The organism is Pantoea sp. Lu_F5_004 (assembly GCF_051136245.1).
Lineage (GTDB): Bacteria > Pseudomonadota > Gammaproteobacteria > Enterobacterales > Enterobacteriaceae > Pantoea > Pantoea agglomerans.
Genome location: NZ_CP194947.1, coordinates 557,281 through 583,921 on the forward strand (window position 1 = coordinate 557,281; position 26,641 = coordinate 583,921).

Sequence of the window (26,641 nt, forward strand, 5' to 3'; positions counted from 1 at the left end):
TTTAAATGTTCTGGTTCAGAATATCGAGTGATTTTGCATGCCGTCACATGCAATCGCAAAAAACCAATGTAGCCCGCTAAATGCGGGCTTTTTAATTTTCATACTGTCGCATATGGTTGCATAACATCGCCTATTTTCTTTGTACCCAAGGTTGTACCCAAAGCATTTTTAACGATCCAGTTTGGGTACAAAGCATTATTCAATATTCAGGTGGCACTATGGCAAAGCTGACAGATATTCAGATATGGGCATGGATTAAGGCAGGGGAACGGTTTGAAGGACGCTCAGACGGTCATGGTCTTTATCTGCGCTACCGGGCAGGGGATAAAGTCCCTGTATGGCGCTTCCGGTATCAGTACGCCGGAAAGTCGCGAGTTATGCTGATTGGTTCTTATGGGGAAATGTCATTAGCCAAAGCAAAGGAGACAGCTAAAGAGCTTTCTGCCCGTGTTGCCCTCGGCTTTGACGTGGCCGGGGAAAAGCAGGCACGCAAAGCTGACGCGCTGGAGAAAATAGAGCAGGAGAAAAACGCGCTCCGGGTATCAGAATTAGCCGCCGAGTATTTTGAGCGGCAAATCCTTGGGCGGTGGAAACATCCCGATATTCTGCGCCGCCGCATTGACAAGGACATAAACCCCAATATAGGCCATCTCAAGATAGAGGAGGTTCGCCCCCGACACATCGACGATATGTAGCAGAAGATTGTCTCTCGCGGAGCGCCTACCATCGCTAATGACGTACTACGCTGGACTCGCCGTATCTTTGACTACGGTATCAAACGACATATGCTGGAGATTAACCCCACCGGTGCTTTTGAAGTTGCCGATGCTTGTGGGCAGGAGAAAAGCCGGGAGCGCTGGTTAACCCGCGAGGAACTTATTCAGTTTTTCCAGGCTATGCGCATGGCTAAAGGGTTCAGCCGTGAGAACGAACTCACCATGAAGCTGATACTCTGCCTGTGTTGTCGCAAAATGGAGCTGTGTGGCGCTCCGTGGAGCGAATTCGATTTAGATGGGGCTGTGTGACACTTACCCACAGAATCCGCTAAGAATGGCGATGCTATCGATATTCCGCTACCACCGCCTGCGGTTGAATGGCTCAGAGAATTACACAGCTTTTCCGGCAACAGTAAATGGGTACTCCCTGCCCGGAAGATGCAGCACCGCATGATCCCCCATATTCAAGAAAGCACCCTGCCGGTAGCTCTGGCAAAAGTACGCCTTGAAATGCCAGTCGTACCCAACTCCACTATTCATGACTTCCGGCGCACTGGTCGCACCCATTTAGCGGCGCTGGGGGTGGATGCCATTGTTGCCGAGCGCTGCCTGAATCACCGTAGCAAGGGCGTGGAAGGTATCTATAACCGCCATCAGTATTTTGATGAACGCCGGGCAGGGCTGGCACTGTGGGCTGATCTGCTGGTGGCGCTGGAGCATGGAGAAGATTACAACGTGGTATCAATAGCAAACAGGAAGTAATCTACATGCGCGTATGTGCGAGCTTTATTTTACTTGCTTCACTGTTTCAGTAAATAATATCTATATATAAATCAGAAAATTAACTGAAAAACTTTTTAAGAGGTTGTTTCACACCCTGCCCGTAAATTAACTTGCAAATATCAATATAATCAATTGATTTAATTGTTAAATAATGTTTATTTTGCAAGGGAGGGGTTGCAAACGCACGATATTAAACACTTGTCAGAGTTCGGTATGGGTGAGGACGAAGTAACGAAGGCCGAGAGCGAAGCAAAACCTGTTACGCCAGCGCCATCGGCGCAGGATATGACGTATGACGGTCAGGTGCAGCTACAGGCAGCGGCCAGCAATCCGATTACTTCCATGACCAGCAACGCTTTCTGCAATTCATCCCGGCAGTTTTCGCAGCGTACAGACGTGCGGATAGACAATATTGAGATCCAGACGCAGGCCACCGATACGAAAGGCATTGCGCAGGAGAGCCCCGGCAATTTGAAAGATGCCACCTGGCATTTTGATGATGGGCTGAGAGCGTAAAGCGTACACTATGCCCCCTGCCCGTAATCGGTAAAAAATTACGGGCAGGGACTGTACAACATTTACACTCTGACCTTTCACCGCGTATTATTCCCTGTGAAGACCTCAAAGGACGATAACACAAGGAACGTATCACGATGGCCGCACTACAGTTTCCCTGCACCATATTCAAAACCCAAAACCGGATGGACGACTACGGCGCTAAAGATATGCGCTGCGGCGACTTAACCGAAGCACATTTAAAATCCCAGTACCGGTTGGATTACATTTCTGACCGGGTTGATCCCTGGACGCTTACCCGGCGTTCCTCAATGGATCGCCCTCAGTCCATGTTCTGCTGTAATCTGCGTGGCCAGGGTGAAAAGATTACCCGACAGCAGTGCGCCGCAATGCTGTTTGACGAGTTCCGCGATTTATCGCGCCTGTTCTCGGTATATGGACCTTACAGCCACCTCATCGAAAAGATGATTACTCACATGCAGAACGGCAACGGTACACCCTTCCGTGATGTGTCTCTGGACCAGGCCTTGAAAGAACATATTCTTAATGACAAGACGAGAAACAGTACCCGCCTTTGGTTGAAAGATGTATTTAAAAACCGCATTGACTGGGAAAATCAATACTTCCCAACACATAAAAAAGATGAGCTGAGAACGGCGATCATGAAAGGGAAACTGCCAAAATTCGACAGACTCCAGGATAACTTTAACGGCATGGGAATAACCGTTCATGATACCTGGGCAACGCATATCACGATAAAATCGCTAAATATTGATAATGACCACTACCGGGCAGTAGTGCATTACAAGGTACAGGATCACTTTGGTCTTGATGTTGACGATATTTCAAAATCCAAGTTCAACCAGTTCCGCTTTTTCCGTATCTGGTTTATGCTCCAGCGATATAATCAGTTTGAATTTAAACCATTTATGACGAATGTGGAATCCACTATCGAGATTACTGGTGGGCGCAATGAAATATAAAAATAAAAAACTCTTTGGCCTGTTTTTATTCGCTGGGTGCGTGCTGCTCAGTTACTGGCTTTGGCTATCACTGCGCCCGGTAGAGATTGTCGCCATTCACCAGGAAAATAATTATAGTGATATTTTGGTTAATAACTTCCCTTTTACCGATAAAGGAAAAATAGACTGGTGGCTGAAAAACAAGGATATGTTTAAGGAAAAATATGGCATTCCTAAACCTGATTCAGATGGTTATTTTATAGTCAGTTTTTGGGGTTTTGGCGATAGATACGTAGAAAGTGATGGTTATGACAGGCTATGTTTTAGTGATATGGAACCACCACTAAATTGTATTAATAAAAACTCCCTTATGTTTGTTAAGAACGGTAAAAATACGGGAATGTCTTTTTGGGTCGATGGCGGAATATATCGAGTTAAAGAAAACGGTAAGATGGTAAAAAGCGATTATGATTAGAGCCGCTCCCCTCGCGTAGGGACTGCAATAAAATCATCCGCGCGACCCAACCTTGCATCAGAAAAGCGGAAGTAGCAAAATATTCAGGAGGCTATCTCGACGGAGAGAAAAGCGGCAACGCCTTACCGCCTGCTTCACACCCTTTTAGTAAGGCGATTGCGTGGATGGCGAACGTAGCAAATGAGTGATTTTATCGCGCTATTTGATTATTACCCCCTTCCGCTGGCAACCAAACATCTTGGCTGTGAAGAAATAGAGTTACTTGTACTTGCTCATGCAGGGATGATCGCCTTCTATTTATCGCGCTGACCGACAGGCCAGACCCTGCCAGATCATTGAGGCCACCAGCGAACGCGAAGCGCGTAAAGCTCTTGCACCTCACTACATCCTTTCCCTTTCCGCCGTTCTGCCTATACAGGAGGTGCGCCATGCATGAGCGCGACATTCTGGACGTGTACACCAACCCTAAAGACATTTTGCGCCCGATTGCCGCAGCGCTTGAAGCTGCGCAGTTCATCGTACTGACCCGAACGGGAAAGATCTGGCTGCTGACCTGATCGCCTGAGCGCATGAAACTGCTGCTCACGCAGCAACAGCACATCGCGGGCATGGGGTGGAAAATGCTTAATCTCAATACCTTAAATCTTTTCACGTTACCGCTGAACGGTGGCGCAGCGGAGACAGCGCAAGACGATCTACGCCTGCCGGCCGCTGTGGGTGACGAGGCTCGAAACGACTATCTGCGCGGCGTAAGCGCCTTAGGCAATCTGCTTTTCTGGGCTTGTGAAAACCCCAACTACACCGACCATAAAGCCGATCTGCCAGCGCTGGGCGCGTTCCTGAAACATACCGCTGATATGGCGCGTGCCGCCGAGTTCATGGCGGGGAATCTTGAAGCACTGGCCAACGAACTGACTGAGGAAAGTGCTAATGCCCCAATTTAATGTAACCGGCTAAGGCACACGCTGACGCACTGAAAACAGCGGGCAGCAGGTCGTAAATGGGTCAGTATGCTGGCTGAAAGTCCAAAAGCGGCGCAGGAGGCCGTAGCGGCTGCAAAAAAGCGATGGAAAGCGCTAATTCCTGCACATGCAAGCGAACAGGCGGGGCGCGCAGCGGATTGTTTCGCCATTCTGGAAGCGGCGCTGATGCTCTCCCTTCCGTTGACAGAGTGGACGGCTACAGATTGCCGGGCAGCGGTAGAGCATAGTTTCAGGTCATGGATAGCCATTTACGGCACAGCAAATAGGGAACGGGTTCAACTGGTGGAGATGGTATCAAACTTCCTGCTGGTGAATGAAAGCCGTTTTGATTTGATCTACAGCGACGATATTTCGCAAATCCGGGCAACGGCAACGGTGGTGGCGGTCAGGGTAATGGTAATAGCGGAAACCCGGGTAATAACGGCAAAAGCGGAGAGCACGGAAACAAGGGGCATGGTAATGCGGGTCCGAAAGAAAAACATGGAAATCGTAAGAACGCAGGACGACCGGATCACGTCGAGTCAGATATCAACTACTCTCTTGCACGTAAACTTGCCGTCAATTATGGCCTTGTCGGCTATCAGTCTTTGCCGCCAGGAATAGCTAAAAAAGTTGCGCGTGGTAAACCTTTGCCTCTGGGTATCGCCAAAAAAAGTTTGCCATCATCGATGCTAAATGAGCTGCCCTATTACCCTGGTTACGAATGGCGAGCTGTCGGAGATAATCTTGTGCTGATAGCACTGAGCACCGCTGTCGTGACCGCCGTAATTAATGGGGTTTTCGATTAACCTTCAAAACTTTTTCGAATGGGTTAACTTTCCTGGTGGAGCGCCAGTAACACGCTTAAATGCTTTTCTGAAAGCGCTCTCCGACTCATATCCCAGTGCGGCAGAAACGCCTGAAATCGTCTCGCCTGAATTTTGCAGACGATCGCTGGCGAGCAGCATCCTCCGTTGCGTCAGAGATTCTATGGGCGTAATTCCAACCGTCTGACCAAAGTGTTTTGCAAATGCAGCGCGGGACATCCCTGTCTGTGATGCCAGCTTATTTAACGTCGGGCATGTCATCGCAGCGCCCGTCTCCGGTGTAAAGTGCCTGACAGGCAGATTGCCACTCACGCTTTATGCACTCTGTGACAGGCTCCGTTCGTCCCGCTGATCGGGAATGCGTGCAATCACCTTGATTTCAAAATCAAATCCCGCCAGCCATGTCACACCCACTGCTGTCCAGTTAGGATAGGGAGGTTGCGAAAAAACGCGCTGCTTTATCTGCATGATGGTCTCGAACTGATGCTCCGGATCGGTGTGAAACGTGGTGACATCGATCAGATCGTCAAAGGTACACCCTGCCGCAGCGAGCGTGGCTGCCAGATTCTCAAATGCCCGTTCAACCTGAGCAGCAAAATCGGGCTCCGCCGTGCCGTCGGCACGGCTGCCCACCTGACCTGAGACAAACAGCAGATCGCCTGAGCGGATAGCCGCTGAATAACCATGCTGCTCATAGAGAGCGTGACGATTTGCAGGAAAAATGGGTTCGCGAGTGATCATAGAATTTCCTCAATAGCCTTTAAGGGATTGCAGGATGCAGCGCACACGCGTTTGATTTAATATACGCGGCGTATGTCACATTAATCACACATACGTCGCGTATGTCAATTAATATACATCGCGTATGTGAAAGGAGAGTCTATGGCCGCTAAACGTCGCGCTGAAACAATGGAAGAGAACCGGGCAAAACTGGTTGCAGCAGCACGCACAGCCTTTGCCGAAAAAGGCTTTGCCGCCGCATCAATGGATGAACTGACGGCCAGCGTAGGTCTGACACGCGGGGCGCTCTACCACAATTTTGGTGACAAAAAGGGGCTGCTTGCGGCGGTCGTCGCACAGGTTGATGGCGAAATGGCCCAGCAGGCTAAAGCGGCAGCGTCCGGGGTGAGCGATGCGTGGGAAAAGCTGGTGGCGGAAGGCATCGCCTACATCCGAATGGCAATGGATGCCGAAGTGCAACGCATTGTGCTGCGTGATGGCCCGGCTTTCCTGGGAGATCCTTCCCAATGGCCCAGCCAGAACAGCTGCCTGGAAGCCACGCGTGAAACGATTACCCGTCTTATCGACAGCGGGATAATGAAGCCGGTCGACGCCGATGCCGCCGCTCATCTGCTAAACAGCGCGGCGCTGAATGCCGCACTGTGGGTTGCTTCCAGCAGCGAGCCGGAAAAGGCGCTGCCAAAGATGATCGACGTGTTCACACAACTGGCAGGCGGCTTGCGCCATAGTGCAATTTAACCCTGAATATTCACTGCTGCTTTCAATGATAGCCCTGTAGCTCTGAGTGCTGAGTGCTGACGCCTGCAACTCTTTCAGGCGCGGTGTCGTTTAATTCAGTGTGACAGCGGAATCAGGCCGCTCTCCTGATAGGTCGCAATCAGGTTATCAAAAATGGTTATATCCTGGCGCGTGCGGGCTATTAACTGCGCGCCGGCAACTGCGGTGTAGATTGCCAGCGCACGCTGCGCATTTTTCTCCGCGTTATCGGGCGACTTTTCGCAAAGGACCTCAGTCAGCCACTCGACGTTCGCATCGACAAAACACTGAACCTCACGCTTCACTTCCTCGGGCAGATCTTCATATTCCGCCGCCATAAAGCTGGAGAGACAGAGCCGGTTGGCATCTTCAAGTGACTTGCGGAAAATCTGCGGATAGCGCTGCAATGCTTCATCCGGTGAGGCACTTTGCTCGCGGATCGTCTTTAAATCCTCAGCCGTATCCTGCCAGTATCGGTTGGCGACCGCGGCTCCCAGATTGGCCTTACTGGCGAAGTGATAATAGATACTGGCATTCTTGATGCCTACCTCGTCAGCGATACTGCGAAAATTAATCCCGTTATAGCCATGATTCTGGGCAGCACTTTTTGCTGCGGCCAGAATGGCTTCCCGCGCGTTCAGGCTCATAACTCAGTTTTCCTTCAGGAGGTGGAAACGCATTATAAGGGGAAAATATTTACCTGCCAACTGGTAGACAGGGGTTGACAGAATAAAAGTTCAGCACCACAATCCATCTACCAACTGACAGGTAGGTAACTTAATCATGACTGATATCCACAATGCATCTGCAGTTCCGTCACTCCCCGCGATGAAGATTTATGACTGGTATGATGGCCCTTATCCTGCACGGGTCCGGATTGCCCTGGCGGAAAAGGGATTACTTTCTAAGGTCGAATTTATTCCGGTCAACCTGTGGAAAGGTGAGCATAAAAAACCTGAATTTTTAGCGATCAACTATTCCGGAACCCTGCCGGTTTTAGCGCTGAATGACGGAACGCTGATCGCTGAATGCACCGCCATTACGCAATATCTCGATGTGCTGGATGACAATCCGCTTCTGACTGGCGTCACGCCGGTAGAAAAAGGCGTTATCCATATGATGACCAAACGGGCTGAGATCGAATTTCTTGATGCGGTTAGCGTCTATTTCCATCATGCCACAGCAGGACTGGGGCCGGAGGTGGAGCTCTATCAGAATCCGGAATGGGGTGCGAAGATGCGTGAAAAGGCCATCAGAGGGATGCACTACTTTGACGGCGTTTTACGCTCGCAGCCTTATGTCGCGGGCAATACGTTTTCGATGGCGGATATCGCCGTAACCGGCGGAATGATTTTCGCGGCTTTGGTGAATCTTGCTGTTCCTGACGAGTGTCGCGCCCTGAAAGCGTGGTATGCAAAAATCCAGAGCCGTCCCAGCTATCAGCAATGGCAGGCAATGGTTGAAGCGGGCCGCCCTGCTGCTGCATCGTCTCAGGACCGGGCGTAAGATCGCGCTGATCGTTCTGGATAACGTGGTCTGGCTGCTGTAAAAAACCCCGGAAAATCTTCCGGGGTTTTGTGATCTCAAAACATGAAATCTCAGCGCGTCAGCCTTATCAGAATGCCGCTTCAGCCTGCATTGCGCTCAAAGTGGCTGTTCACAAAGGCGCGGCAGCGTGGCGAGATCGGATCGAGAAACACCTGTTCCGGTGAACCTGACTCCTCAATCATGCCCTGGTGCAGAAACACCGCTTTGTTCGACACGTCGCGCGCAAAGCCCATTTCATGGGTGACGATAATCATGGTACGTCCCTCTTCCGCCAGACTGCGGATCACCCGCAATACTTCACCCACCAGCTCCGGATCCAGCGCTGAAGTTGGCTCATCGAACAGTATCGCTTTCGGCTGCTGCGCCAGCGCCCGTGCAATCGCCACACGCTGCTGCTGTCCGCCGGAAAGCTGTGACGGCCAGGCGTCGCGTTTTGCATAGAGTCCCACTTTATGGAGCAGCGCTTCTGCTTCTTCAATCGCCTCTTTATAGCTGCGCTTCTGCACATGAACCGGCGCTTCAATGATGTTCTGCATCACCGTTTTATGCGGCCACAGGTTGAAGCTCTGAAATACAAAGCCGAGCTGCATTCGCATCAGCTTGATGCGACGGCGCTGTTCGCGGCTCAGTTTTTCGTCGGCGTTATCCAGGGTGACGTTCACCTCGCCTACCGCAATTTCACCTGCCTGCGGCACTTCAAGAAACGGGATGCAGCGTAGCAGCGTACTTTTTCCCGACCCACTGGCACCAATCAGCGATATCACATCGCCATCCTGCGCGGTCAGGCTGATGTCGTGCAGCACTTCGTGTCCCGCATAACTCTTTCTGAGATGACTCAGCATGATGGTAGGTGCGGTCATGAGCGTGCTCCAAAATAGTAAGGTGATAAGCGTCGTTCCAGCATCGATACGCCTTTGCTGACCAGCATGGTGAGTATCAGGTAGATCACCGCCGCGCTCAGGAACACCTCCAGCGCCCGGAAAGTGGAAGAGACTATCGAGTCGGCAATGCCGGTCATCTCCATCAGGCTGATAGTGCTGACCAGCGAGGTCGCTTTGATCATCGAGATGATCTCATTGCTGTAGGCCGGCAATGCCTGTCGAATCGCAATCGGTAAAGTGATGCGGGTAAAGATTTTATACGACGACATGCCCGAGACTTTAGCGGCCTCCAGCGACTGCTGACTCACCGCGCGCAGGCCGCCGCGCAGGATCTCCGAGGTGTAGGCGGCATCATTCAGGATCAACGCCAGCAAGCCGCACCAGTAGGGATCGCGCAGCAGCGGCCAGAACAGGCTTTCCCGCACCGCCGGTAAACTGCCAAGACCGTAATAGACCATAAAGATCTGGATCAGCAGTGGCGTACCGCGAAACAGCCAGACGTAGAAGCGACAGAAAACGCTGCCGACACGCGTCATGCGAAGCAGGTTAAGCAGCAGCGCCAGCACGCCGCCGCCAAAGAGTGAGAGCAGCGCCAGGTTGATGGTCAGCGGCAATCCTTTCAGCAGCGCCAGCAGCGTCTGCTGTAAAAACATGATATCCACGTGGTCTCCTTACCCCTTCACGCGCTGTTGACCGCGCATCGCAAACTTTTCCACGTAGCGGAAAACCATATCGGAACAGGTGGTGATAATCAGGTAGATCACCGCACCCACGCTGTAGAAGAAAAAGGACATCTGGGTGGAGTTGGCTGCGGTGGAGACCTGGTTCATCGTTTCCACCAGCCCGGTTACCGAGACCAGCGCCGACTCTTTAATCACCGATTGCCACTGGTTGCCCATGCCGGGCAGCGCAGTGCGTAACGCCTGCGGCACGATAATGCGGCGAAACATCATCAGCCGTCCCATGCCGGTCACGGTCGCCGCTTCCAGCGTTCCGCCGGGAATGGCGTAGAAAGCGCCGCGGAATACCCCGCTCTGATAGGCACCGGAGATCAGCCCGATGGCAATCGCGCCCGCCACAAAACCGTTCACATCAAACGGTCCCTGGAAGCCCAGCGCGGTGCCCACGGTGGAGACCACCTGTCGTCCACCGAAGTAGAAGAGGTAGATCACCAGCAGTTCCGGCACGCCGCGAAACAGTGTGATGTAGCCTGCGGCCAGTCGCTGCTGCCAGCGTGAACCGGCAATCTGCATCCAGCAGAGCACGCTGCCCAGCAATGCCCCCAGCAGCCAGGCGCAGAGTGACACGCTGACGGTGACGGCGGCGGCATTAAGCAGCACGCCACCCCAGCCCTCATCCCCGAAGCCCAGTATCTGCCAGTCAATATTCATCAGCATCAGCGGTTACGCTTTCGGCGCGACATCTTCGCCAAACCATTTGATCGACAGTTTGCTCAGCGTCCCATCTTTGATCATGGAGTCCAGCGCCTGATTCAGCACCTGCTGCAGCTCACTGTTGCCTTTACGCAGACCAATCGCCGAGCCTGCACCCAGCACGCCACCGGAGAAGCCATAGCCGCTGCTGCTGATCGCCTCAGCATGTTTTTTCACAAAGGCATTGAGGTTGGTACGAGATGCCATGACGGCATCCACCCGGCCATTCATCAGGTCGGCGAAGGTTTCAGGACCCGCCTGATAGGTGCGGATAGTGGCAACATCGCCCAGGTATTTCTGCAGGAAATCCGCCTGAATGGTGGCGACCTGCACCGCAATGGTTTTTCCTTTGAAGGTGGTTTTCAGATCGTCGATCGCTTTTTTCATGCCGGCGTCATTATCCGCCGTCACAATCGTGCCGCTGCCTGGCAGCGTGGCCAGCGGGCTTTTTTTCGCAGTCACAAAGCTGGAGACGCTGACGGTGTACTGATGGGTAAAATCGATCGCTTCAGCACGTTTTGGCGTTACGGTCACCGCATCGATCACCGCATCATATTTACCGTCGATAAGGCCTGGGATCATGCCCGACCATTTCTGGGCGATGATTTCATATTTAAAGCCAGCACGTTTAGCCAGCTCCGCCACCATATCCGGCTCATAGCCGACGATTTTGCCGCTCGGTGTGGTCTGGTTGAAAGGAGGATAAGCCGCTTCAGTTGCAAACTTCAGGGTGCCGAAATCTTTCGCCTGGCTGAACGCAGAAGTGGCGAGCAGCGCCACGGTCAGAGAAGCCGTGAACAGGCGGTTACGCATCATCATATAAACCTCATTTATTTATTATTAAGAGAGTAAATCAATTGCAAGGCGGGTCAGCGCCTGCGTCCCGGCGGTAATGCTGCGTTCGTCCGGCTGATAGTCGGAGTTATGCAGGTGATCGTCACGGCCCGGCGTGGCCGATCCAATATGAATCTGGCAGCCCGGTACCCGTTCCGTGAACAGTGAAAAATCTTCGGCACCAAAGCTGGCGCTGGGCTGCGCGATGATGGGCTTATCAAACTGATGCGACAGAATCTGTTCCAGTGAATCGATCAGGCGATCGTCATTCATCAAAGGCGGGACACCACGCTGGAAGTTAACCTCCACCCGCACGTTTTGCGCCAGCGCCACCCCTTCGCACATCCGTTTAAACGAGATTTCCATAGCAGCGCGTACTTCCGGCGACTTAGTACGGATGGTGCCCTGAAACAGGCAGCTATCGGGAATGATATTGTGAGTGGTACCACCCTGAATGTGCCCGATGGTTAATACGGCGGAGTGAGCGGGATCGCGTTCACGCGAGATGAGGGTCTGTAGCTGGCTGATGAGATGCACGGTCGCGATGATCGGATCGGTGCCCATGTGCGGACGTGCCGCGTGGGTCGATACGCCATGCACCGTAACGTCGAATTCATCGCTGGAGGCGGTACTGGCCCCGCGCGTCAGGGCGACTTCCCCCGCAGCCAGTTCAGGCTTGTTATGCAGGGTCACGGCCCAGTCGATGCCATCTGCCGCGCCGTCCGCAATCATCGCCTCAGCGCCACTTTCCGGCGTCTCTTCCGCGGGCTGGAATATCAGCCGGACCCGGCCTTTGAGTTGCTGACGATAGTGCGGCAGGATCGTTGCCACACCCAGCATCGTTGCGGTGTGAATATCATGCCCACAGGCGTGCATTTTTCCGGGATAGCGGCTGGCAAACGGCAGACCGGTCTGCTCATGGATCGGCAGCGCGTCCATGTCGGCGCGCAACAGCAGCGTCTTACCCGGCTCTGCGCCGTCGATATCCACCACTACACCGCTGCGGCCAACGCCGGTGCGGGGATTCAGTCCCAGCGCCTGCAGATAGTCTGTGACCAGACTGGCGGTGCGCAGTGTATCAAAGCCTAATTCCGGATGCGCATGGATATCACGTCGAATCGCCACTAACTGCGATTCAAGTTCATTAACTCTGGCTTTTATTTCCCCGGCCAGTCGTGCTTTTTCCTGATTCATAGCAGCCCCGGCAATATGCGATCGGCACTCTGCTGCCGACCGCTATTTTAATCTCATCCTGATGACGGACGTTGATGACCGTTTATTTATTCACAGCACGCGACAGAAAGCAACGCGCAACAGCCTGCTCTACATACTTAAAAATCAATAAGATAGTGTTAATTATTGGAAACCTGTATGAGATAACAGCGGATCAGCAATAATATTAATAATCCGCCACATGACATTACTTTCCCTACTGTCACTGAGCTGATATTTCACTTTTATCCGGAGAGGGAATAAAGAAGTCTGCCAGTATTTCCGCTAATTTCTCGGGTTGTTCGTCGGGAATAAAATGGCCGCAGTTGAGAACCGTTTTACTGCTTACCTGATGTGCTACGGTGCGCAGCGGGGTGGCCATATCGGGTATCGATCCCTGGTCGGCACTGACAGCCAGCAGCGGTAAAGCCAGTTTGCCTTTTAACGCGCGCTGTCGATTCTGCTCTGCCGACTGTGCGAAAGCGCGGTAAAAAGCCAATCCGGCCCGCAAGGCCCCGGGCTGCTGAAAAACGCGCAGATATTCATGACGGGCCGCCGCATCTATGCAATGTGGATTTGCTGACTTACGGTTAAAAAACCAGTCGAGGTAGATCGCCTCTCTGCCAGTGATCAGCGCTTCCGGTAAATCATCCACACAGTGAAATCCAAAATGCCAGGTTTTCCAGGCGCTATCACCCACCATTGGCAGCGAGTCAGGCAGCGTGATGCCGGGAATGCCGCCATCCAGCAGCGCGAGACGGCTGACCTTTTCGGGATGGCCTGCCGCCAGTGACCAGCCGACCCACGCCCCGATATCATGCCCGGCCAGATGAAAGCGTTCGATACCCAACTGGTTCAGCAGCGCCAGTATGCGCTCTGCCACGCTGTCAGTGTCGTAACCACTGGCTGGAAAGTCAGAATCACCCTGCCCTGGCAGGTCGGGTGCGATCACATGAAAGTGGCTGGCAAGCAAGGGAATAACCTCCCGCCAGGCATAACTGCTTTGCGGGAAACCCGCGAGCAGAACCACAGCCTCAGCGTGTTCACTGCCTGCGCTGAGGTAGTGCAGCCGCTGCGAGTCAATATTAATAAAGTGGTGCTGGTAGAGTGGATATACGGGCATAAAACCTCCAGATAATAAGGAAACGAACATTTCCTTAATGAGTAAAAAATTTAGTCGAGTAACTTCAGTGCCAGGGGGATGATGCTGGCATCGGGCCGGGTAGCAGCAACTTTACCGGCTACCCGCATCCCCAGCACGATGCAAAGCATCAGCGAAGCGGTGGCCTCTCTGTCCAGTGCAGGATTGACCGAACCATCCTGCTGACCCAGGCTGATTATCTGATGCAGATTCTGCTGGTTGCGTATTAGCGCCGCGCTGACGGCTCCGGCAAGTTCCTCATCCAGAGTTTGCAGCTCTACGGCGCTGACAGCCACCAGACAGCCGCGCTCACCTTCTACATCGCGCACTGAATCCACATAAAAATTGAGTAGCGCCGCCAGTTGCTCACGACCATTTTCACATTGCGTCAGCCGCGCCGCTAAACTGCTGTTACGCATTGAGAGATAGCGAGCAAAGACGTTTGCAAACAGCGTGCGCTTGTCGGTAAAAGCTTTATAGATGCTGCCGGTAGTGAGCTGCATAGCCTGGCCCAAATCGCCGATCGAGGTGGCGTGATAGCCCTTTTGCCGGAATACCAGCATTGCGCTGTCCAGTGCCGCATCGGTATCAAACGCCCGTGGTCGTCCCCGCTCTTTATAACGGTTATCGTTCATCGCAAACACCATTAGAGAATGATCATTTCCTTTAAGATAGACTGATTTGTCCGCCAGATAAAGGCTTACTTATGCCTGGGGCTCGCCTGGAAAAGGAACCCGCCCCTCACCATGACCTTTTCAGATAAAACACCGTATCGACGGCGCGTGAAAGGCTTAGGCCCAGACATGTTCGGCACGTCAGGCACGCCGTTTTAATCTCGCGTTATGTAATCAGACCCATCTGAGCCACGTATTGCCGATCTTGAGCAGGAGCTGGCATCTCTGGTTCAACTCAATGGAATGCCCTCTGGCAATATCCGCTTTTCCGCAGGGGAGCATGCAGCTCGAACTCTCGTATGACCGAAATTAAAACCTTTATCACGGGGAGTTTGAGAAGGAAGGAAAATCGTTACGTGTCAGAGTTGAAGAACAGATCACGTTTAATTTTCTATCAGAAAGAATCGATGCCGTATTATCGGGTTTTGGTATTGCCTGTGTTCCTGAAGATACGATCACGGAGTATGTAAAATCCGCAAAGCTAATTCAGATTCTGCAGGATTGGTGCCCTGCATTTCCCGGTTATTATCTCTGTTACCCGAGCCGTATACAGCATCCGCCCGCTTTTGCGCTGATGATAGATGCGCTTCGGCACCCGGAATAGCGGGTCTACAATTCGATGCAGACCCGCCTGAATCTTAACGGCCCACACGAGCCTGATGCTCAGGGGAGTAACGCTCGCCGACGATTTCTATCGTTTCAAGCGCCTCTTCTATCTGCCGCACGTCGTCCTGTGAAAGCGTGATGTCGGCAGCACCCAGGTTTTCATCCAGCCGGTGCAGCTTAGTAGTGCCGGGGATGGGAACAATCCACGGTTTTTGTGCCAGCAACCATGCCAGTGCTATTTGTGCAGACGTAACCCCTTTTCCGGCAGCCAGTTCACCCAGTAATGAAACTTATGAATATGTGTGAGTCGCGACTTGCTCTGACACATGACCCTGAAAGGTTCAGAGTGACCGGTTTTCCTGATTTATCAGATCCTGAAATTTGCGCCCCTCCCACCAAATGGTTATAGTTAAATGACCAATTGGAGGTGACAGATGAAAACATTCAGCTTTTCTGCGAATAAAACCAGGGCGCCACGCTTATGGCAGGCCGCAGGCCTGAACAACGCTGATGGTGTCGCCCTGCTGGGCCAGATTAATGAAGGCCTTGATGGCAACGTAGCTCACCTGATCGTCAACTGGGCGAAGATTACGCAAAACGATCTGCGCAAAATGTCCGGTATTCCCTCCACGACGTTCAGCCGGAGCGTGAAAGCGAAATTCAGCGCTGAACAAAGTGAACGACTGGTACGAATTATCCGTGTCATTGATCGCGCAGTTGAACTGTTCGAAGGTGATAAGGATGAAGCGCAAAAATGGTTGAATGAGCCTAACAGGGCGCTGAGCTGGAAAATGCCCGCAGAACTGATGGCGTCTGAAACCGGGGCATACGAGGTCATGAAATTAATCACGCGCCTGGAGCACGGAGTTTACTCTTGATTCTCTACAGGCTGACCAAGACAAAGTATCTTTCGACAGCCTGGACGGGATTTGGCGCAAAAGAGGCGGGCGGCCGCTGGAACAGCATCGGCATCTCCATGGTTTATGTTTCTGAAACAGCATCGCTGACTTTGCTGGAAACACTGGTCCATCTGCACTCAGCACACATCCTGGACGCGTTCACACTTCTGCGCATCGATGTTCCCGATGCGCTGATTCAGACCGCCGATATCACTGAGTTGCCTGCAAACTGGGCCGATGAAGACGCACCGGCAGAACTGGCTGACTATGGAGACGCCTGGTGCTCTGCCTGCGATGCGGTTGCGTTGCGTGTTCCCAGTGCCCTCTCCCCTGTAGAATATAACTATCTGTTAAATCCTGAACACCCCGATTTCTTCCGTATAGTTCAACAGGCTGAGGCTATTCCGTTCCGGTTTGATCGTCGGCTGAAACCGGATCGTAAATAAATTATCCGGATAGCTTTTAGTCGCGCATTCGTGCGTTGAACAAGAGCCGGTAGCCACCGATGATCGTCTCTTATGCCCTGAGACAAGCCTTTCTCCCTCTGACTTGACGCAAGGCACTGAAGCTTAAGCCTCATCTATACTGCAGCTTATCTTTGCTGAAGGAGCCCAATCATGGGACTGAGCTGGTTTACCCTCTGGCCGCCGCTGGCACGCGTGCTGTTTATCCTCGCCTGTCTGACCATTATTCTGACCGGCCTTTATCTGGCAGCACCGCTGATCAATCAGGTCCTGCTGGCGATGTTACTGGCCATCATGCTTGATCCCCTGATTACCCGTCTGGAAAACAAACGCATACCGCGCATCGTCTCGTCACTGCTGGTGATTATGCTGATGCTGTTGATCATGGTGGTCACTATCCTCAAGTTAACCGTGCTGACGCCCGATTTAATGCAGCTCAGCCGTCAGGCGCCCGTGCTGCTCGCGGCCCGGCTTGAACAGCTGACGCTGGCCTTTGCCCGGCTTGATATCGGTATGACGCCCGACCAGTTGCTGACCTTTGTGGATGCGGGGGCGATAGTGCGCATTGTCACTGCATTTCTGACGCAAATCCCTGGCGTCATCTCATGGTGGATCATGGTGTTCCTGATGCTGCTGTTTATGCTCTATGAGATGCCGCTGCTGAAAGCTGCACTGCAACAGCGGGTAAAGGGAAAACATCAGGCCTTTTATCTGGCGCTGCAGGAGGGAATTCAGAGCGTTATTGTGTATGCCAGAGTGAAAACGCTGACCAGTATTCTGGGTGGGTTAATCGTGGGCGTCGGTGCGCATCTGATCGGGCTGAAGTTTGCCTTTTTCTGGGGCGTGTTGATGTTCATCTTTAATTACGTGCCGGTGCTTGGCTCCTTTCTGGCCGCCATTCCGCCGGTGATCCAGAGTTACATCATGTTTGATTTACAGATCGCGCTGGCGGTAGCAGGATTCTTTGTGGTGCTGAACCTCTGCCTGAGTTCGGTGATCGAACCACTGCTGATTGGTAAACGACTCAACCTGGCGCTGACCACGCAGCTGCTGGCGTTTCTGTTCTGGCAGGCGTTACTGGGGATTACGGGCGGGATACTGGCTATTCCATTGACCTATCTGATTAAAAAGGTCCTGCTGGCGAGCTATCCGCAGCAGGACCCGGAGGCAGAATTAACTCAGTGATGGCGTCTTCACCCGCCATGCGCGGGTGAGGCGTTTTTCGATCTCAACCACGATGAAGATCGCGATGCTGACAATCAGCGAAATCAGCCAGTAGTTAATCGGCAGTGGACGGGTACCAAACAGCGTGTTCATCAATGGCACATAAATAATGATCGCCTGAAGGACAATCAGTACCAGCGTCACCAGCCAGATACCGCGATTTTTCAGCAGACCGCGATCCAGTGAGAAGCCATCTGAATTACGGCAGTTAAGCATGTAAGCCCACTGCGCGGTGACCAGCATCTGCAGCAGCACGGTACGGATAAACTCGGCACTATAGCCACGCGGTTGCAGCCAGGCTTCCAGCACAAAGGCACTGATTGAAATCAGCAGACCGACAAACACCACGCGCCAGATGGCGTAAGCGTCCATCACGTGTGCTTTGACATTGCGTGGTGGCCGGCGCATCGCATTCGCTTCAGCAGGCTCGAACGCCAGACCAAATGACAGCGTGGCGGACGTTGCCATGTTCATCCATAGAATCTGTACCGGGGTTAACGGCAGCAGATTGCCCATCAGAATCGCGATAATAATCAGCAGACCCTGCGCCAGGTTGGTGGGCATGATAAACAGGATGGTTTTCTTGAGGTTGTCGTAAACCCGACGTCCCTCTTTGACTGCCGCAGCGATGGTGGCAAAGTTATCGTCGGCCAGAATCATATCGGCCGCCTCTTTTGTCACCTCGGTGCCTTTAATACCCATCGCAATACCGACGTTGGCCTGTTTCAGCGCCGGAGCATCATTGACGCCGTCGCCGGTCATGCCGACGATCTCGCCGCTCGCTTCCAGCGCTTTCACCAGACGCAGTTTATGTTCCGGGCTGGTGCGGGCAAAAATGTCATAGGTTTTTGCCGCATCGGCCAGTTCGGCGTCGCTCATGTGTTCAAGCTGGTAGCCAGTGATAGCAGCCTGGCTGTTGCCGATTCCCAGCATCTGACCAATCGCCATCGCGGTTTCCTGATGGTCGCCGGTGATCATTTTGACGCGAATGCCCGCTTTCTGGCACTCGTCAATGGCGGCAATCGCTTCGGGACGGGGGGGATCCATCATGCAGGCCAGACCCAGCAGCACCATGTCACTTTTCAGATCGGCATGATCCAGCGCGGTAACGGGTGCAGAGGTTCTCTTCCAGGCGGCGGCAACGGTGCGCAGCCCTTCGCTGGCGTAGGTGGTGATGGCGGCATCCCAGTACGCACGGTCTATCGGCTCTGCCCCCTCCGGCGTTTGCTGCTGCTGACACAGCGTCAGCAGCACGTCTGGCGCACCGGTCAGCAGCACATAAGATTCGCCGTTTGCAACACAGCTGACCGACATATATTTATAGAGGGAATCGAACGGCAGCTTGCTCACCACCTCAACCGGCTGAGGTGTCGTCTGACCCTTCGCCGCCAGCACCTTCAGCGCGCCTTCAGTCGGGCCGCCAACAATCGTCCAGTGACCCTGACTTTCCTGACGCAGCTGGCTTTCATTACAGGTGTCTACCGCATGCAGGAACTGCTGAAACAGCGGATCCTGTGCCGCAGAGAGTCCACTTGCGTCGCCCTGCTCAGCAACAATTTCACCTTTAGGTTCGTAGCTGTTTCCGCTAACGCGCCAGCGGCTTTTCGCCAGCACCACCGCTTTCACCGTCATCTCATTCATGGTGAGCGTGCCGGTTTTATCGGAGCAGATCACCGACATCGCGCCCAGGGTTTCAACAGTCGGCAGCTTACGGATAATCGCCTGGGTGCGCGCCATCGACTGCACGCCCAGCGACAGGATGATAGAGATAATGGCAGGCAGACCTTCCGGCACCGCAGCAACCGCAAGGCTGATGACGGACAGCGAGAGCTCGCCCAGTGGAATATCACGCAGCAGATAGCCGAAGATAAACAGGGCGACCATCATCAGCAGGATGATGAAAAAGATCGCTTTACCGAGTTTGTCGATTTGCACCAGCAGCGGGGTTTTAACCTCTTTTATGCCGCTGATCATTTCGTTGATATGGCCCAGTTCAGTATCACCGCCGCTGGCGATCACCACGCCTGCGGCGGTGCCGGAGCTGACGGTGGTGCCTGAAAAAGCCAGGTTGAGACGGTCGCCCAGCGATTTTTCACCGGTCAGCGTATCGGTGTTCTTCGACACCACCGTCGACTCCCCGGTGAGGATCGCCTCTTCAACCCGCAGATTATTGACCTCAAACAGTCGCAAATCAGCCGGGATTTTATCGCCCGGGCGTAACATCACCACATCACCGACCACAATATCGCGCGTCGCGACCGTGACCTGTTTGCCATCCCGCACCAGCATCGCTTCACTGGCAAGCATGTTCTGAATACTTTTCAGTGACTTCTCGGCATTATTCTCCTGAATAAAGCCGATCAGGGCGTTAATGACGGCCACGCCGATAATGACAAAGGTATCGACCCAGTGACCCATGATCGCGGTGATCACCGCCGCGGCCAGCAGAATATAGATCAGCACATCTTTAAAATGCGCGATGAATTTGAGCAGAGCCGATTTCTCAGCTTTTTGCGGAAGGGCATTGGGACCGTGTTTCTGCAGGCGTTCCTGCGCAGTGGCGGTGGATAATCCTGCTGATGAGCTCTGCAGTTCCGAGAATATCTCTGCCACACTACGCTGATACCAGGGGCGCTCAGATAAAGCTAACGCTTTATCCTGCTTATCATTATTTAGCATATATAAACCTCGTGCCATTTAGCGATGAAATAAAGGCGCAATTAAAAGACATGCATTTTGCAGGCAGCCCCTCCTGCAGGTAATGACCGATATCATATTTACTTAAGAAACGTCTGACGAATAACATAAAATGGCTAAATTAAATCTAACCTATATTATGAGAATGACAACGTTGTTTTTGTTTAGCTAAGGTTTAAGTATGCTGATGCAGTGTGCATCGGTTTATACTCTGGCTCGCAAAAGGAAACTCTGATGAAAAAACAGAGCATTATCATGCTTTGCGGTTTCGTTATTCTCGCGGTCGCCGCAACGACTCTGGTGGGCTTACTGACCTGGCTGGTGGTCTCTCAGATGGCGGCGTAAGCCGATTCAGCGAAGCGGCCCTGCCGCTTCGTTAAACTTATATGACGAAGATTAAAAATAAGTTTATCCCGGTCGCGATAAGCATCAGGATTTATTACGACTTAATGCTTATCAAACCGCAGTTTAAAAGCTGATGTTAAGGCAAAGAAAATGATTAAACGCAAGGTTATCCTCATTTTGCTCTGTTGTTTTTTTATGACAGCGTGCGATGAAAAAAAAGAACCGGATGCTCCCCCTCCCCGCGTAATTAAAGTTTTCACCCTTGAGTCGGACATCGCTCAAAATATCCGTGTATTTCCTGCGCGTATTCAGGCAGGTGATAATACCGATCTTGCGTTTAAACGGGCAGGCCAGCTGGTACAGCTTGATATTCGTGACGGAACGCCCGTAAAAGCGGGACAGCTTCTCGCTACCCTGAATGATGCAGATGCGAAACTACGGGTACGCGACCGCCAGACTGCACTGCAACTGGCGGAGCGACAATTTCAGCGCTTCAATACGCTGGCACAGCGCAGCGCCGTTTCAAAGTCTGAGATGGATGTGCAGCGTGCTAATCGCGATGCCGCCGCGACTGCACTGAAAATCGCACAGGAGGAGTTACAGTTTTTTAGCCTTCGCGCGCCGTTTGATGGCGTGATTGCGAGGGTACAGGCGCGTAATCATCAGGTCGTGGCCGCCGGACAGCCCATTGCGCTGCTGACCCGTGCCGATCTGCTCGACGTCATCTTTACGCTGCCCGAAACCCTCTTCACCAGCCTCAATATCCAGAATATTGATTATCAGCCTGAGGTGCAGTTTAACGCCCTGCCAGGCCGCTTTTTCACCGCACAATACAAAGAACACACCAGCCAGACGGATGCCGCCACGCTGACCTATCAGGTGGTGCTGACCATGCCGCGTCCGGCTGATCTCCCTGGCGTTGCTGGCCTCAGCGGCTCGGTACGCGTCAGGCTGCATAACCTGCCAAATGCCCCTGCCCAGCCGCGTCTGGTCGTGCCTGCAGCAGCGGTATTTAATCCCGATCGCAGCCCTACTAATCAGCCGCACGTCTGGCTGGTTGAGCAGGATGGCGAGGCGCTGCGCATCAAAGATCGACCTGTCGAAGTGGGTCGTCTCACCGCCCAGGGCATTGAAATCATCAGCGGGCTGAAGCCGGGCGACCATATCGTTGCCGCCGGTGTGGGTGAGTTGCGTGAGGGTGAAGCGGTGCGCATCTGGCAGCGCGAGCGGGGGTTATAATGCGTATTCAGGAGCATTTTCTTGATAAACCCATTCGCATCTGGATGGTCATTCTGTTGCTGGGCGTGGGCGGAATCTATGCGCTGCTCAACATTGGCCGCCTTGAAGATCCGCTGTTTACCATTAAGTCGGCGGTGATTGTTACCCACTATCCCGGCGCGTCCGCACAGCAGGTTGAAGAGGAGGTGACGTTGCCGCTGGAGAATGCGCTGCAGCGCCTGCCGTCGCTGGACAATGTCACGTCCATTTCGGGCAATGGCCTGTCGCAGATTACCGTTAATATTCATACCCGCTATCTGGCCGATCAGCTGCCGCAAATCTGGGATGAGTTACGTCGTCGGGTCGGCGATGCGGCCCGGCAGTTCCCGCCTGGCGTTCAGGCCCCGCTGGTCAACGATGATTTCGGCGATGTTTACGGCTACTTCTTCGTCATCCACGGTAAAGACTTTACCAACAGCGAACTGCGCAACTACGCCGATCAGCTTCGGCGCGACCTGGTGCTGGTGCCGGGTGTGGCTAAAGTTGCGGTAGCGGGCGTCGAGCAGGAGGAGATCCGCATCGCTCTCTCCGCCAGCAAAATGACCGCCTATGGTATGACGCCGCAGCGCGTCGCCGATCTGCTGAGCCGGAATAACAGCGTTGCCAGTGCCGGAACGCTGCGGGTCGACAGCGAATCCATCCGTTTTCATCCTACCGGTGAACTGCAGACGCTGGACGATCTGGCTAATCTGCCGATTCTGCCCGCTGGCAACCCACAGAACGTGCATCTGCGCGATATCGCCACCCTGACGCGTGGCGTTACCGACAATCCCGCCAATATCTACTTTGCAGACGGTGAAGCGGCTCTGGCTATCGGCATTTCGTTCGCGCCCGGCGTCAATGTGATTGATGTTGGCGACGCGCTTTCCGCCCGAATGGCGCACTATCAGCAGGATACGCCCGCCGGTATCAGCCTGAAGGTGTTCTATAACCAGGCGCATGAGGTAAAACAGTCGGTTGATGGCTTTATCCTCAATTTCCTGATGGCGCTGGCGATTGTGGTGGGAACGCTGCTGCTGTTTATGGGCCTGCGCAGCGGCATGGTGATTGCCGCCTCGCTGGCGCTTAACGTGCTTGGCACACTCCTGATCATGTACCTGTTTAAACTTGAGCTGCAGCGGGTGTCGCTGGGCGCGCTGATTATTTCGCTCAGCATGCTGGTGGACAATGCCATTGTGGTGGTCGAAGGGGTCAAAATCGATCACCAGCGCGGGCACCCTTTACAGCAGGCCATTGCCCGTATGGTCCGGCGCACTGCCCTGCCGCTGCTGGGTGCCACGGTGATTGCAATTCTCGCCTTTGCACCGATTGGCCTGTCGCAGGATTCGACCGGCGAATACTGTAAATCGCTGTTCCAGGTGCTGCTGATTTCATTGATGCTGAGCTGGGTCACGGCGCTGACCTTAACGCCGGTATTTATCAACTGGAGTGAGAAGCGCCGCAGCACGGCTCAGCCTGAGCAAACCGAACCCTCCGTACCTTATCAGGGCATCGTATTCCGGCTCTATCGTCAGGCGCTGGGCGGCCTGCTGCGTTTCCGCCTGACCACGCTGACGGTAATGGTGGCACTGCTGGCTCTGTCGCTGTATGGATTTACCCTGGTGAAGCAGAACTTTTTCCCCTCATCCAGCACGCCGGTCTTTTTCACCGATCTCTGGCTGCCCTATGGCACCGATATTCATTACACCGCGAATACGGCGGCGGATATTGCCCGGTTCATTAATCAGGATCCTGAGGTCGCAGCCACGGTCACGACGGTGGGCCAGGGCGCTCTGCGCTTTACCCTGACCTATGACGCGGCACGGCAGTACAGCAACTTCGCTCAGATTATGATACGGGTTAAGGATGGCCGACAGCTTGATGCGCTGGCACTGAAAACCGAGGCGTATATTGAGCAGAACTTCCCACAGGTGAATCAGCGCATCAAACGTATCCAGTTTGGCAGCGCCAGTGACAGCGCCATTGCCCTGCGGGTGATCGGCCCCGATCCCGAAGTGCTGCGCCACATCGGCAGCCAGCTGGATGCCATTTTTTTGGCGGATGGCTCGACGTTCCCGGTGCGCAACGACTGGCAGGAGCGCAGCAAAGTGATCCGCCCGGTCTATTCGGCGCTGCGTGGTCAGGAACTGGGTATCGATAAACGTGACATCGATCAGGCGCTGAGAATGAATTTCAGCGGTGACGCGGTGGGCATTTTCCGTGACGGTTCCCGGCTGATGCCGGTGATGCTCTATCCGGCTGATGAAGAGCGGCAGAGTGTCGATCACATCGAGAATATTCAGCTGTGGAGTGCCGCCCTGCAGCACTTTGTGCCACTGAGCAATGTGATTTCTGACTTCCGACTGGAGTGGGAGAATCCGCTGATTATGCGCCGCGATCGTACGCGCGTGCTGACCGTACAGACCGATCCCGATCCCGCCTCAGGGTTAACCTCCGCACAGGTGGTAGCGCGGGTTCAGCCACAGATCGACCAGCTTAAACTCCCGGCGGGCTACCGGCTTGAATGGGGAGGTGAGCTGGAGAGTTCACGTGAAGCGCAAAGCGGGCTGCTGAGTTCGCTGCCGGTAGGATTCCTGGCGATGTTCATCATTACCGTGCTGATGTTTAACTCGCTGCGCGACGCCGTCGCTATCTGGATTACCGTGCCGCTGGCGCTGATTGGCGTCACCTGTGGCTTTTTGTTCACCGGTATTCCGTTTGGCTTTATGGCGCTGATTGGGCTGCTGAGCCTGTCGGGCATGTTGATCCGTAACGGGATCGTGCTGATTGAGGAGATCAGGCTGTTCCGGCAGGAGAAATCGCTGCAGCTGGCGATTATTGATGCCGCGACCTCACGTCTGCGTCCTATTCTGCTGACCGCCTTCACCACGGTGCTGGGCCTGCTGCCGCTGCTGCGCGACGTCTTTTTCCAGAGCATGGCGGTGGTGATTATTTTTGGCCTGGGGTTCGCGACAGTATTGACCCTGCTGGTGCTGCCGGTCATCTATCGTTGCTTCCATGGCCGGGAGGCGCACGGTGAATAAGAGCGGACTGGCTATGCTGAAGACGCTGGCCTGTATCACCGCCGTCTCGTTTTTCACGCTTTACCAGAGCTACGATAGCTACCATTACGACATCAATCTGACGCTGAACGTGCTGAGTTTTGTTTCGACGATCGCCACGCCGCTCTATTTTCTGCTCAGCGGTTATATTGACGCCGGTGAGCGGCATACGCCCGCGTGGCAGCTCGGCAAAATTCGCCGCATTCTGCTGATTTTTATCTTCTGGTTCAGCTTTTTCTGGTTTGCCGGGATGCATCATAAGGGCTATCTGATTCAGCCGTGGTTTGTAATTGCGCTGATTGTGATTTATGTGTCGCATCCGCTGATTGACCGACTCATTCAGCGGCCTGGGCTGATGGCATCGGGGATTTTACTGCTGCTGGTGTTAGCTTTTGCCTATGACCTGCTCGCCAGCCTCTACCCGGGCCAGCGGGCCTTTTCGCTGCTGCCACAATACCGTATCTGGACCTGGGTGCTCTACTACCTCACGGGTCGGCTGATGGCCGCGCCGCGCGTGATGCAGTTGCTGACATCACCCAGAGTGATAAAGATCAGCCTGCTGCTGCTGCCCGCGGTTTATCTCTTTACCTGGCTGTATGAGCGTCATTACTTTCTTGCGCGCTTTCTGGCGACCCATAACGATGTGGTGCTGACGGGCTCACAGGTTTATCTGCTGGTGGTGCTGATTGTGATCAGCATTAACGCCATTCGCCTGCCGGAAAAAGTCCAGTGGCTGACGCCGTTTCTGACGACCCTGGGGAAGACCATGACCGGCGTCTATATCCTGCACTATCTGATTTTTGGCCTGCTGGCGGCGGCAATCCGCATCCAGACGCTGGGCGATAAACTGCTGGTCATCGCCCTGACGTTAATCTTCTCAATGGCGCTGTCACTGCTGCTGTTGCGCATCCCCGGCGTCAGTAAGCTAATCAGCCTGTAGTCGCAGAGCGGCTCGTTCGGTTGCCGCACGGCGAGTGACAAGAAACTCAGCCATTTTCGCCCGCGCCTGCTCCACTTCCTGTGGTGGTGCGGTATGCGGCGAACCGCTGGTAAACGGCGGTTCAGGATCATATTCCATCTGCAGCTGAACCGATTTCGCTACCGCGTCACCCGAAATTTCTGCCACCAGCGTCAGGGCAAAATCGATGCCAGAGGTCACGCCTGCGCCGCTGATACGATTGCGGTCGCGCACCACCCGCTGACTGACCGGCTCCGCGCCCAGCAGTGCCAGCTGATCGATGGAACTCCAGTGCGAGGTCGCACGATATCCCTTTAGCAGTCCGGCGGCCCCCAGCACCAGCGAACCGGTACAGACCGACGTAACCCACTTAGCCTGATCGGCCTGCTGGCGAAGGAAATTCAGCGTGACGTCATCCGACATCAGGGCGATCTGTCCCGGCCCGCCAGGCACACAGATCACATCCAGTGGCGGGCAATCTGCAAACGTAGTGGTCGGCAATATCGCCAGGCCACGATCGGAACGCACCGGATGGCGATCTTTCCAGATGAGATGGCATTCGACACCAGGCGTGCGCGCAAACACCTCCCACGGGCCGGTTAAGTCGAGCTGAGTGACATCAGGGAACAGCAAAAGACCAATCTGTAGCGGACGATTCATGCGTGAAC

Annotated in this window: 26 protein-coding genes and 4 pseudogenes; 17 read left to right on the plus strand and 13 right to left on the minus strand. The window is 53.8% G+C overall.

Translation table 11 applies throughout. The features are described from left to right. The first annotated feature begins 218 nt into the window (after positions 1-218). The 8 genes and pseudogenes from ACR8BN_RS21625 to ACR8BN_RS21660 all read left to right on the plus strand — a co-directional run. A pseudogene (locus ACR8BN_RS21625) lies at positions 219-1,478 on the plus strand (tyrosine-type recombinase/integrase). A gap of 195 nt (positions 1,479-1,673) precedes the next feature. Then, positions 1,674-2,015 carry a hypothetical protein gene (locus tag ACR8BN_RS21630; RefSeq protein WP_430018500.1) on the plus strand — a complete coding sequence of 114 codons (342 nt, stop codon included), beginning with the start codon at positions 1,674-1,676 and terminating at the stop codon, positions 2,013-2,015. A 137-nt stretch (positions 2,016-2,152) separates the two neighbouring features. Then, a complete protein-coding gene (locus tag ACR8BN_RS21635) occupies positions 2,153-2,998 on the plus strand; it encodes a YPO3983 family protein (RefSeq protein WP_434747706.1) in 846 nt (281 codons plus the stop codon). Next, positions 2,988-3,452 carry a DUF943 family protein gene (locus tag ACR8BN_RS21640; RefSeq protein ID WP_430018502.1) on the plus strand — a complete coding sequence of 155 codons (465 nt, stop codon included), beginning with the start codon at positions 2,988-2,990 and terminating at the stop codon, positions 3,450-3,452. Before ACR8BN_RS21635 ends, ACR8BN_RS21640 begins: the two co-directional genes overlap by 11 nt. A gap of 295 nt (positions 3,453-3,747) precedes the next feature. Beyond that, positions 3,748-3,888: a host cell division inhibitor Icd-like protein gene (locus tag ACR8BN_RS21645; protein ID WP_080707947.1), complete on the plus strand. Its 141-nt coding sequence runs from the start codon at positions 3,748-3,750 to the stop codon at positions 3,886-3,888. Beyond that, positions 3,881-4,009 (plus strand): hypothetical protein, encoded by a 129-nt coding sequence (locus ACR8BN_RS21650; RefSeq protein ID WP_264704861.1) that lies wholly within the window; start codon positions 3,881-3,883, stop codon positions 4,007-4,009. The genes ACR8BN_RS21645 and ACR8BN_RS21650 overlap by 8 nt, the downstream gene beginning before the upstream one ends. Positions 4,010-4,021: 12 nt before the next feature. Next, complete coding sequence (locus tag ACR8BN_RS21655; protein WP_235188772.1) at positions 4,022-4,396, plus strand: hypothetical protein; 375 nt, start codon at positions 4,022-4,024, stop codon at positions 4,394-4,396. Positions 4,397-4,785: 389 nt separating this feature from the next. Next, a pseudogene (locus tag ACR8BN_RS21660) lies at positions 4,786-5,223 on the plus strand (anti-virulence regulator CigR family protein); the annotation flags it as partial. A gap of 3 nt (positions 5,224-5,226) precedes the next feature. On the opposite strand, the gene ACR8BN_RS21665 reads toward ACR8BN_RS21660, so the two are convergent. Together ACR8BN_RS21665 and ACR8BN_RS21670 are read right to left on the minus strand one after the other, a co-directional pair. Next, positions 5,227-5,502, minus strand: coding sequence for a helix-turn-helix domain-containing protein (locus ACR8BN_RS21665; protein ID WP_434747807.1), 276 nt, complete (start codon positions 5,500-5,502; stop codon positions 5,227-5,229). Between the two features lie 54 nt (positions 5,503-5,556). Then, positions 5,557-5,982 (minus strand): RidA family protein, encoded by a 426-nt coding sequence (locus ACR8BN_RS21670; protein WP_430018504.1) that lies wholly within the window; start codon positions 5,980-5,982, stop codon positions 5,557-5,559. A gap of 141 nt (positions 5,983-6,123) precedes the next feature. On the opposite strand from ACR8BN_RS21670, the gene ACR8BN_RS21675 reads away from it, so the two are divergent. Beyond that, a complete protein-coding gene (locus tag ACR8BN_RS21675) occupies positions 6,124-6,720 on the plus strand; it encodes a TetR/AcrR family transcriptional regulator (RefSeq protein WP_430018505.1) in 597 nt (198 codons plus the stop codon). 95 nt (positions 6,721-6,815) lie between these two features. Here ACR8BN_RS21675 and ACR8BN_RS21680 read toward each other — a convergent pair whose 3' ends face one another. Next, on the minus strand, positions 6,816-7,385 hold the full coding sequence (locus ACR8BN_RS21680; protein WP_033787231.1) for a TetR/AcrR family transcriptional regulator: 570 nt from the start codon (positions 7,383-7,385) through the stop codon (positions 6,816-6,818). 136 nt (positions 7,386-7,521) lie between these two features. On the opposite strand from ACR8BN_RS21680, the gene ACR8BN_RS21685 reads away from it, so the two are divergent. Beyond that, the gene (locus ACR8BN_RS21685; RefSeq protein WP_430018507.1) at positions 7,522-8,244 is read left to right on the plus strand and encodes a glutathione S-transferase; all 723 of its coding nucleotides are present in this window, start codon (positions 7,522-7,524) and stop codon (positions 8,242-8,244) included. 122 nt (positions 8,245-8,366) lie between these two features. Here the strand turns inward: ACR8BN_RS21685 and ACR8BN_RS21690 are convergent, their stop codons facing one another. The 7 genes from ACR8BN_RS21690 to ACR8BN_RS21720 all read right to left on the minus strand — a co-directional run bounded on the left by ACR8BN_RS21690 (position 8,367) and on the right by ACR8BN_RS21720 (position 14,434). Then, positions 8,367-9,146, minus strand: a complete 780-nt coding sequence (locus tag ACR8BN_RS21690; protein WP_430018508.1) for an ABC transporter ATP-binding protein — start codon at positions 9,144-9,146, stop codon at positions 8,367-8,369. Further along, complete coding sequence (locus tag ACR8BN_RS21695; protein WP_010246777.1) at positions 9,143-9,829, minus strand: ABC transporter permease; 687 nt, start codon at positions 9,827-9,829, stop codon at positions 9,143-9,145. Before ACR8BN_RS21695 ends, ACR8BN_RS21690 begins: the two co-directional genes overlap by 4 nt. A 9-nt stretch (positions 9,830-9,838) precedes the next feature. Next, positions 9,839-10,564, minus strand: coding sequence for an ABC transporter permease (locus tag ACR8BN_RS21700; protein ID WP_010246779.1), 726 nt, complete (start codon positions 10,562-10,564; stop codon positions 9,839-9,841). Positions 10,565-10,570: 6 nt separating this feature from the next. After that, on the minus strand, positions 10,571-11,419 hold the full coding sequence (locus ACR8BN_RS21705) for a transporter substrate-binding domain-containing protein (RefSeq protein WP_189327956.1): 849 nt from the start codon (positions 11,417-11,419) through the stop codon (positions 10,571-10,573). A gap of 21 nt (positions 11,420-11,440) precedes the next feature. After that, entirely contained in the window at positions 11,441-12,628 is a 1,188-nt protein-coding gene (locus ACR8BN_RS21710) for a M20 metallopeptidase family protein (protein ID WP_163658768.1), read from the minus strand. Between the two features lie 241 nt (positions 12,629-12,869). Beyond that, the gene (locus tag ACR8BN_RS21715) at positions 12,870-13,769 is read right to left on the minus strand and encodes an alpha/beta fold hydrolase (RefSeq protein WP_182687110.1); all 900 of its coding nucleotides are present in this window, start codon (positions 13,767-13,769) and stop codon (positions 12,870-12,872) included. A 50-nt stretch (positions 13,770-13,819) separates the two neighbouring features. Continuing rightward, complete coding sequence (locus ACR8BN_RS21720) at positions 13,820-14,434, minus strand: TetR/AcrR family transcriptional regulator (protein ID WP_250862870.1); 615 nt, start codon at positions 14,432-14,434, stop codon at positions 13,820-13,822. Between the two features lie 213 nt (positions 14,435-14,647). Here ACR8BN_RS21720 and ACR8BN_RS21725 point away from each other — a divergent pair. Next, a pseudogene (locus ACR8BN_RS21725) lies at positions 14,648-15,065 on the plus strand (LysR substrate-binding domain-containing protein); the annotation flags it as partial. Positions 15,066-15,099: 34 nt separating this feature from the next. On the opposite strand, the pseudogene ACR8BN_RS21730 reads toward ACR8BN_RS21725, so the two are convergent. Beyond that, positions 15,100-15,357 (minus strand): annotated as a pseudogene (locus ACR8BN_RS21730) (aldo/keto reductase); the annotation flags it as partial. Between the two features lie 144 nt (positions 15,358-15,501). Between ACR8BN_RS21730 and parS the strand changes: the two are divergent. The 3 genes from parS (at position 15,502) to ACR8BN_RS21745 (ending at position 17,615) form a co-directional block, all read left to right on the plus strand. Beyond that, positions 15,502-15,945, plus strand: a complete 444-nt coding sequence (gene parS / locus ACR8BN_RS21735) for a type II RES/Xre toxin-antitoxin system antitoxin (RefSeq protein WP_064703869.1) — start codon at positions 15,502-15,504, stop codon at positions 15,943-15,945. Further along, positions 15,942-16,412, plus strand: coding sequence for an RES family NAD+ phosphorylase (locus tag ACR8BN_RS21740; RefSeq protein ID WP_069026891.1), 471 nt, complete (start codon positions 15,942-15,944; stop codon positions 16,410-16,412). The genes parS and ACR8BN_RS21740 overlap by 4 nt, the downstream gene beginning before the upstream one ends. A gap of 171 nt (positions 16,413-16,583) precedes the next feature. Beyond that, a complete protein-coding gene (locus ACR8BN_RS21745) occupies positions 16,584-17,615 on the plus strand; it encodes an AI-2E family transporter (RefSeq protein ID WP_010670602.1) in 1,032 nt (343 codons plus the stop codon). On the opposite strand, the gene ACR8BN_RS21750 is transcribed toward ACR8BN_RS21745, so the two are convergent. Further along, positions 17,604-20,333 (minus strand): cation-transporting P-type ATPase, encoded by a 2,730-nt coding sequence (locus ACR8BN_RS21750; protein WP_434747707.1) that lies wholly within the window; start codon positions 20,331-20,333, stop codon positions 17,604-17,606. The genes ACR8BN_RS21745 and ACR8BN_RS21750 overlap by 12 nt on opposite strands. Positions 20,334-20,846: 513 nt before the next feature. Between ACR8BN_RS21750 and ACR8BN_RS21755 the strand changes: the two genes are divergently transcribed. Genes ACR8BN_RS21755 through ACR8BN_RS21765 form a run of 3 tightly spaced genes read left to right on the plus strand, consistent with a single transcriptional unit; the run spans position 20,847 to position 25,955 of the window. Continuing rightward, the gene (locus tag ACR8BN_RS21755) at positions 20,847-21,935 is read left to right on the plus strand and encodes an efflux RND transporter periplasmic adaptor subunit (RefSeq protein ID WP_434747708.1); all 1,089 of its coding nucleotides are present in this window, start codon (positions 20,847-20,849) and stop codon (positions 21,933-21,935) included. Further along, on the plus strand, positions 21,935-24,997 hold the full coding sequence (locus ACR8BN_RS21760) for an efflux RND transporter permease subunit (RefSeq protein WP_434747709.1): 3,063 nt from the start codon (positions 21,935-21,937) through the stop codon (positions 24,995-24,997). Before ACR8BN_RS21755 ends, ACR8BN_RS21760 begins: the two co-directional genes overlap by 1 nt. Then, the gene (locus ACR8BN_RS21765) at positions 24,990-25,955 is read left to right on the plus strand and encodes an acyltransferase family protein (RefSeq protein ID WP_039387848.1); all 966 of its coding nucleotides are present in this window, start codon (positions 24,990-24,992) and stop codon (positions 25,953-25,955) included. The genes ACR8BN_RS21760 and ACR8BN_RS21765 overlap by 8 nt, the downstream gene beginning before the upstream one ends. On the opposite strand, the gene ACR8BN_RS21770 is transcribed toward ACR8BN_RS21765, so the two are convergent. After that, the gene (locus ACR8BN_RS21770) at positions 25,941-26,633 is read right to left on the minus strand and encodes a DJ-1/PfpI family protein (RefSeq protein ID WP_434747710.1); all 693 of its coding nucleotides are present in this window, start codon (positions 26,631-26,633) and stop codon (positions 25,941-25,943) included. The two genes, ACR8BN_RS21765 and ACR8BN_RS21770, sit on opposite strands and share 15 nt — an antisense overlap. Positions 26,634-26,641: the final 8 nt, after the last annotated feature.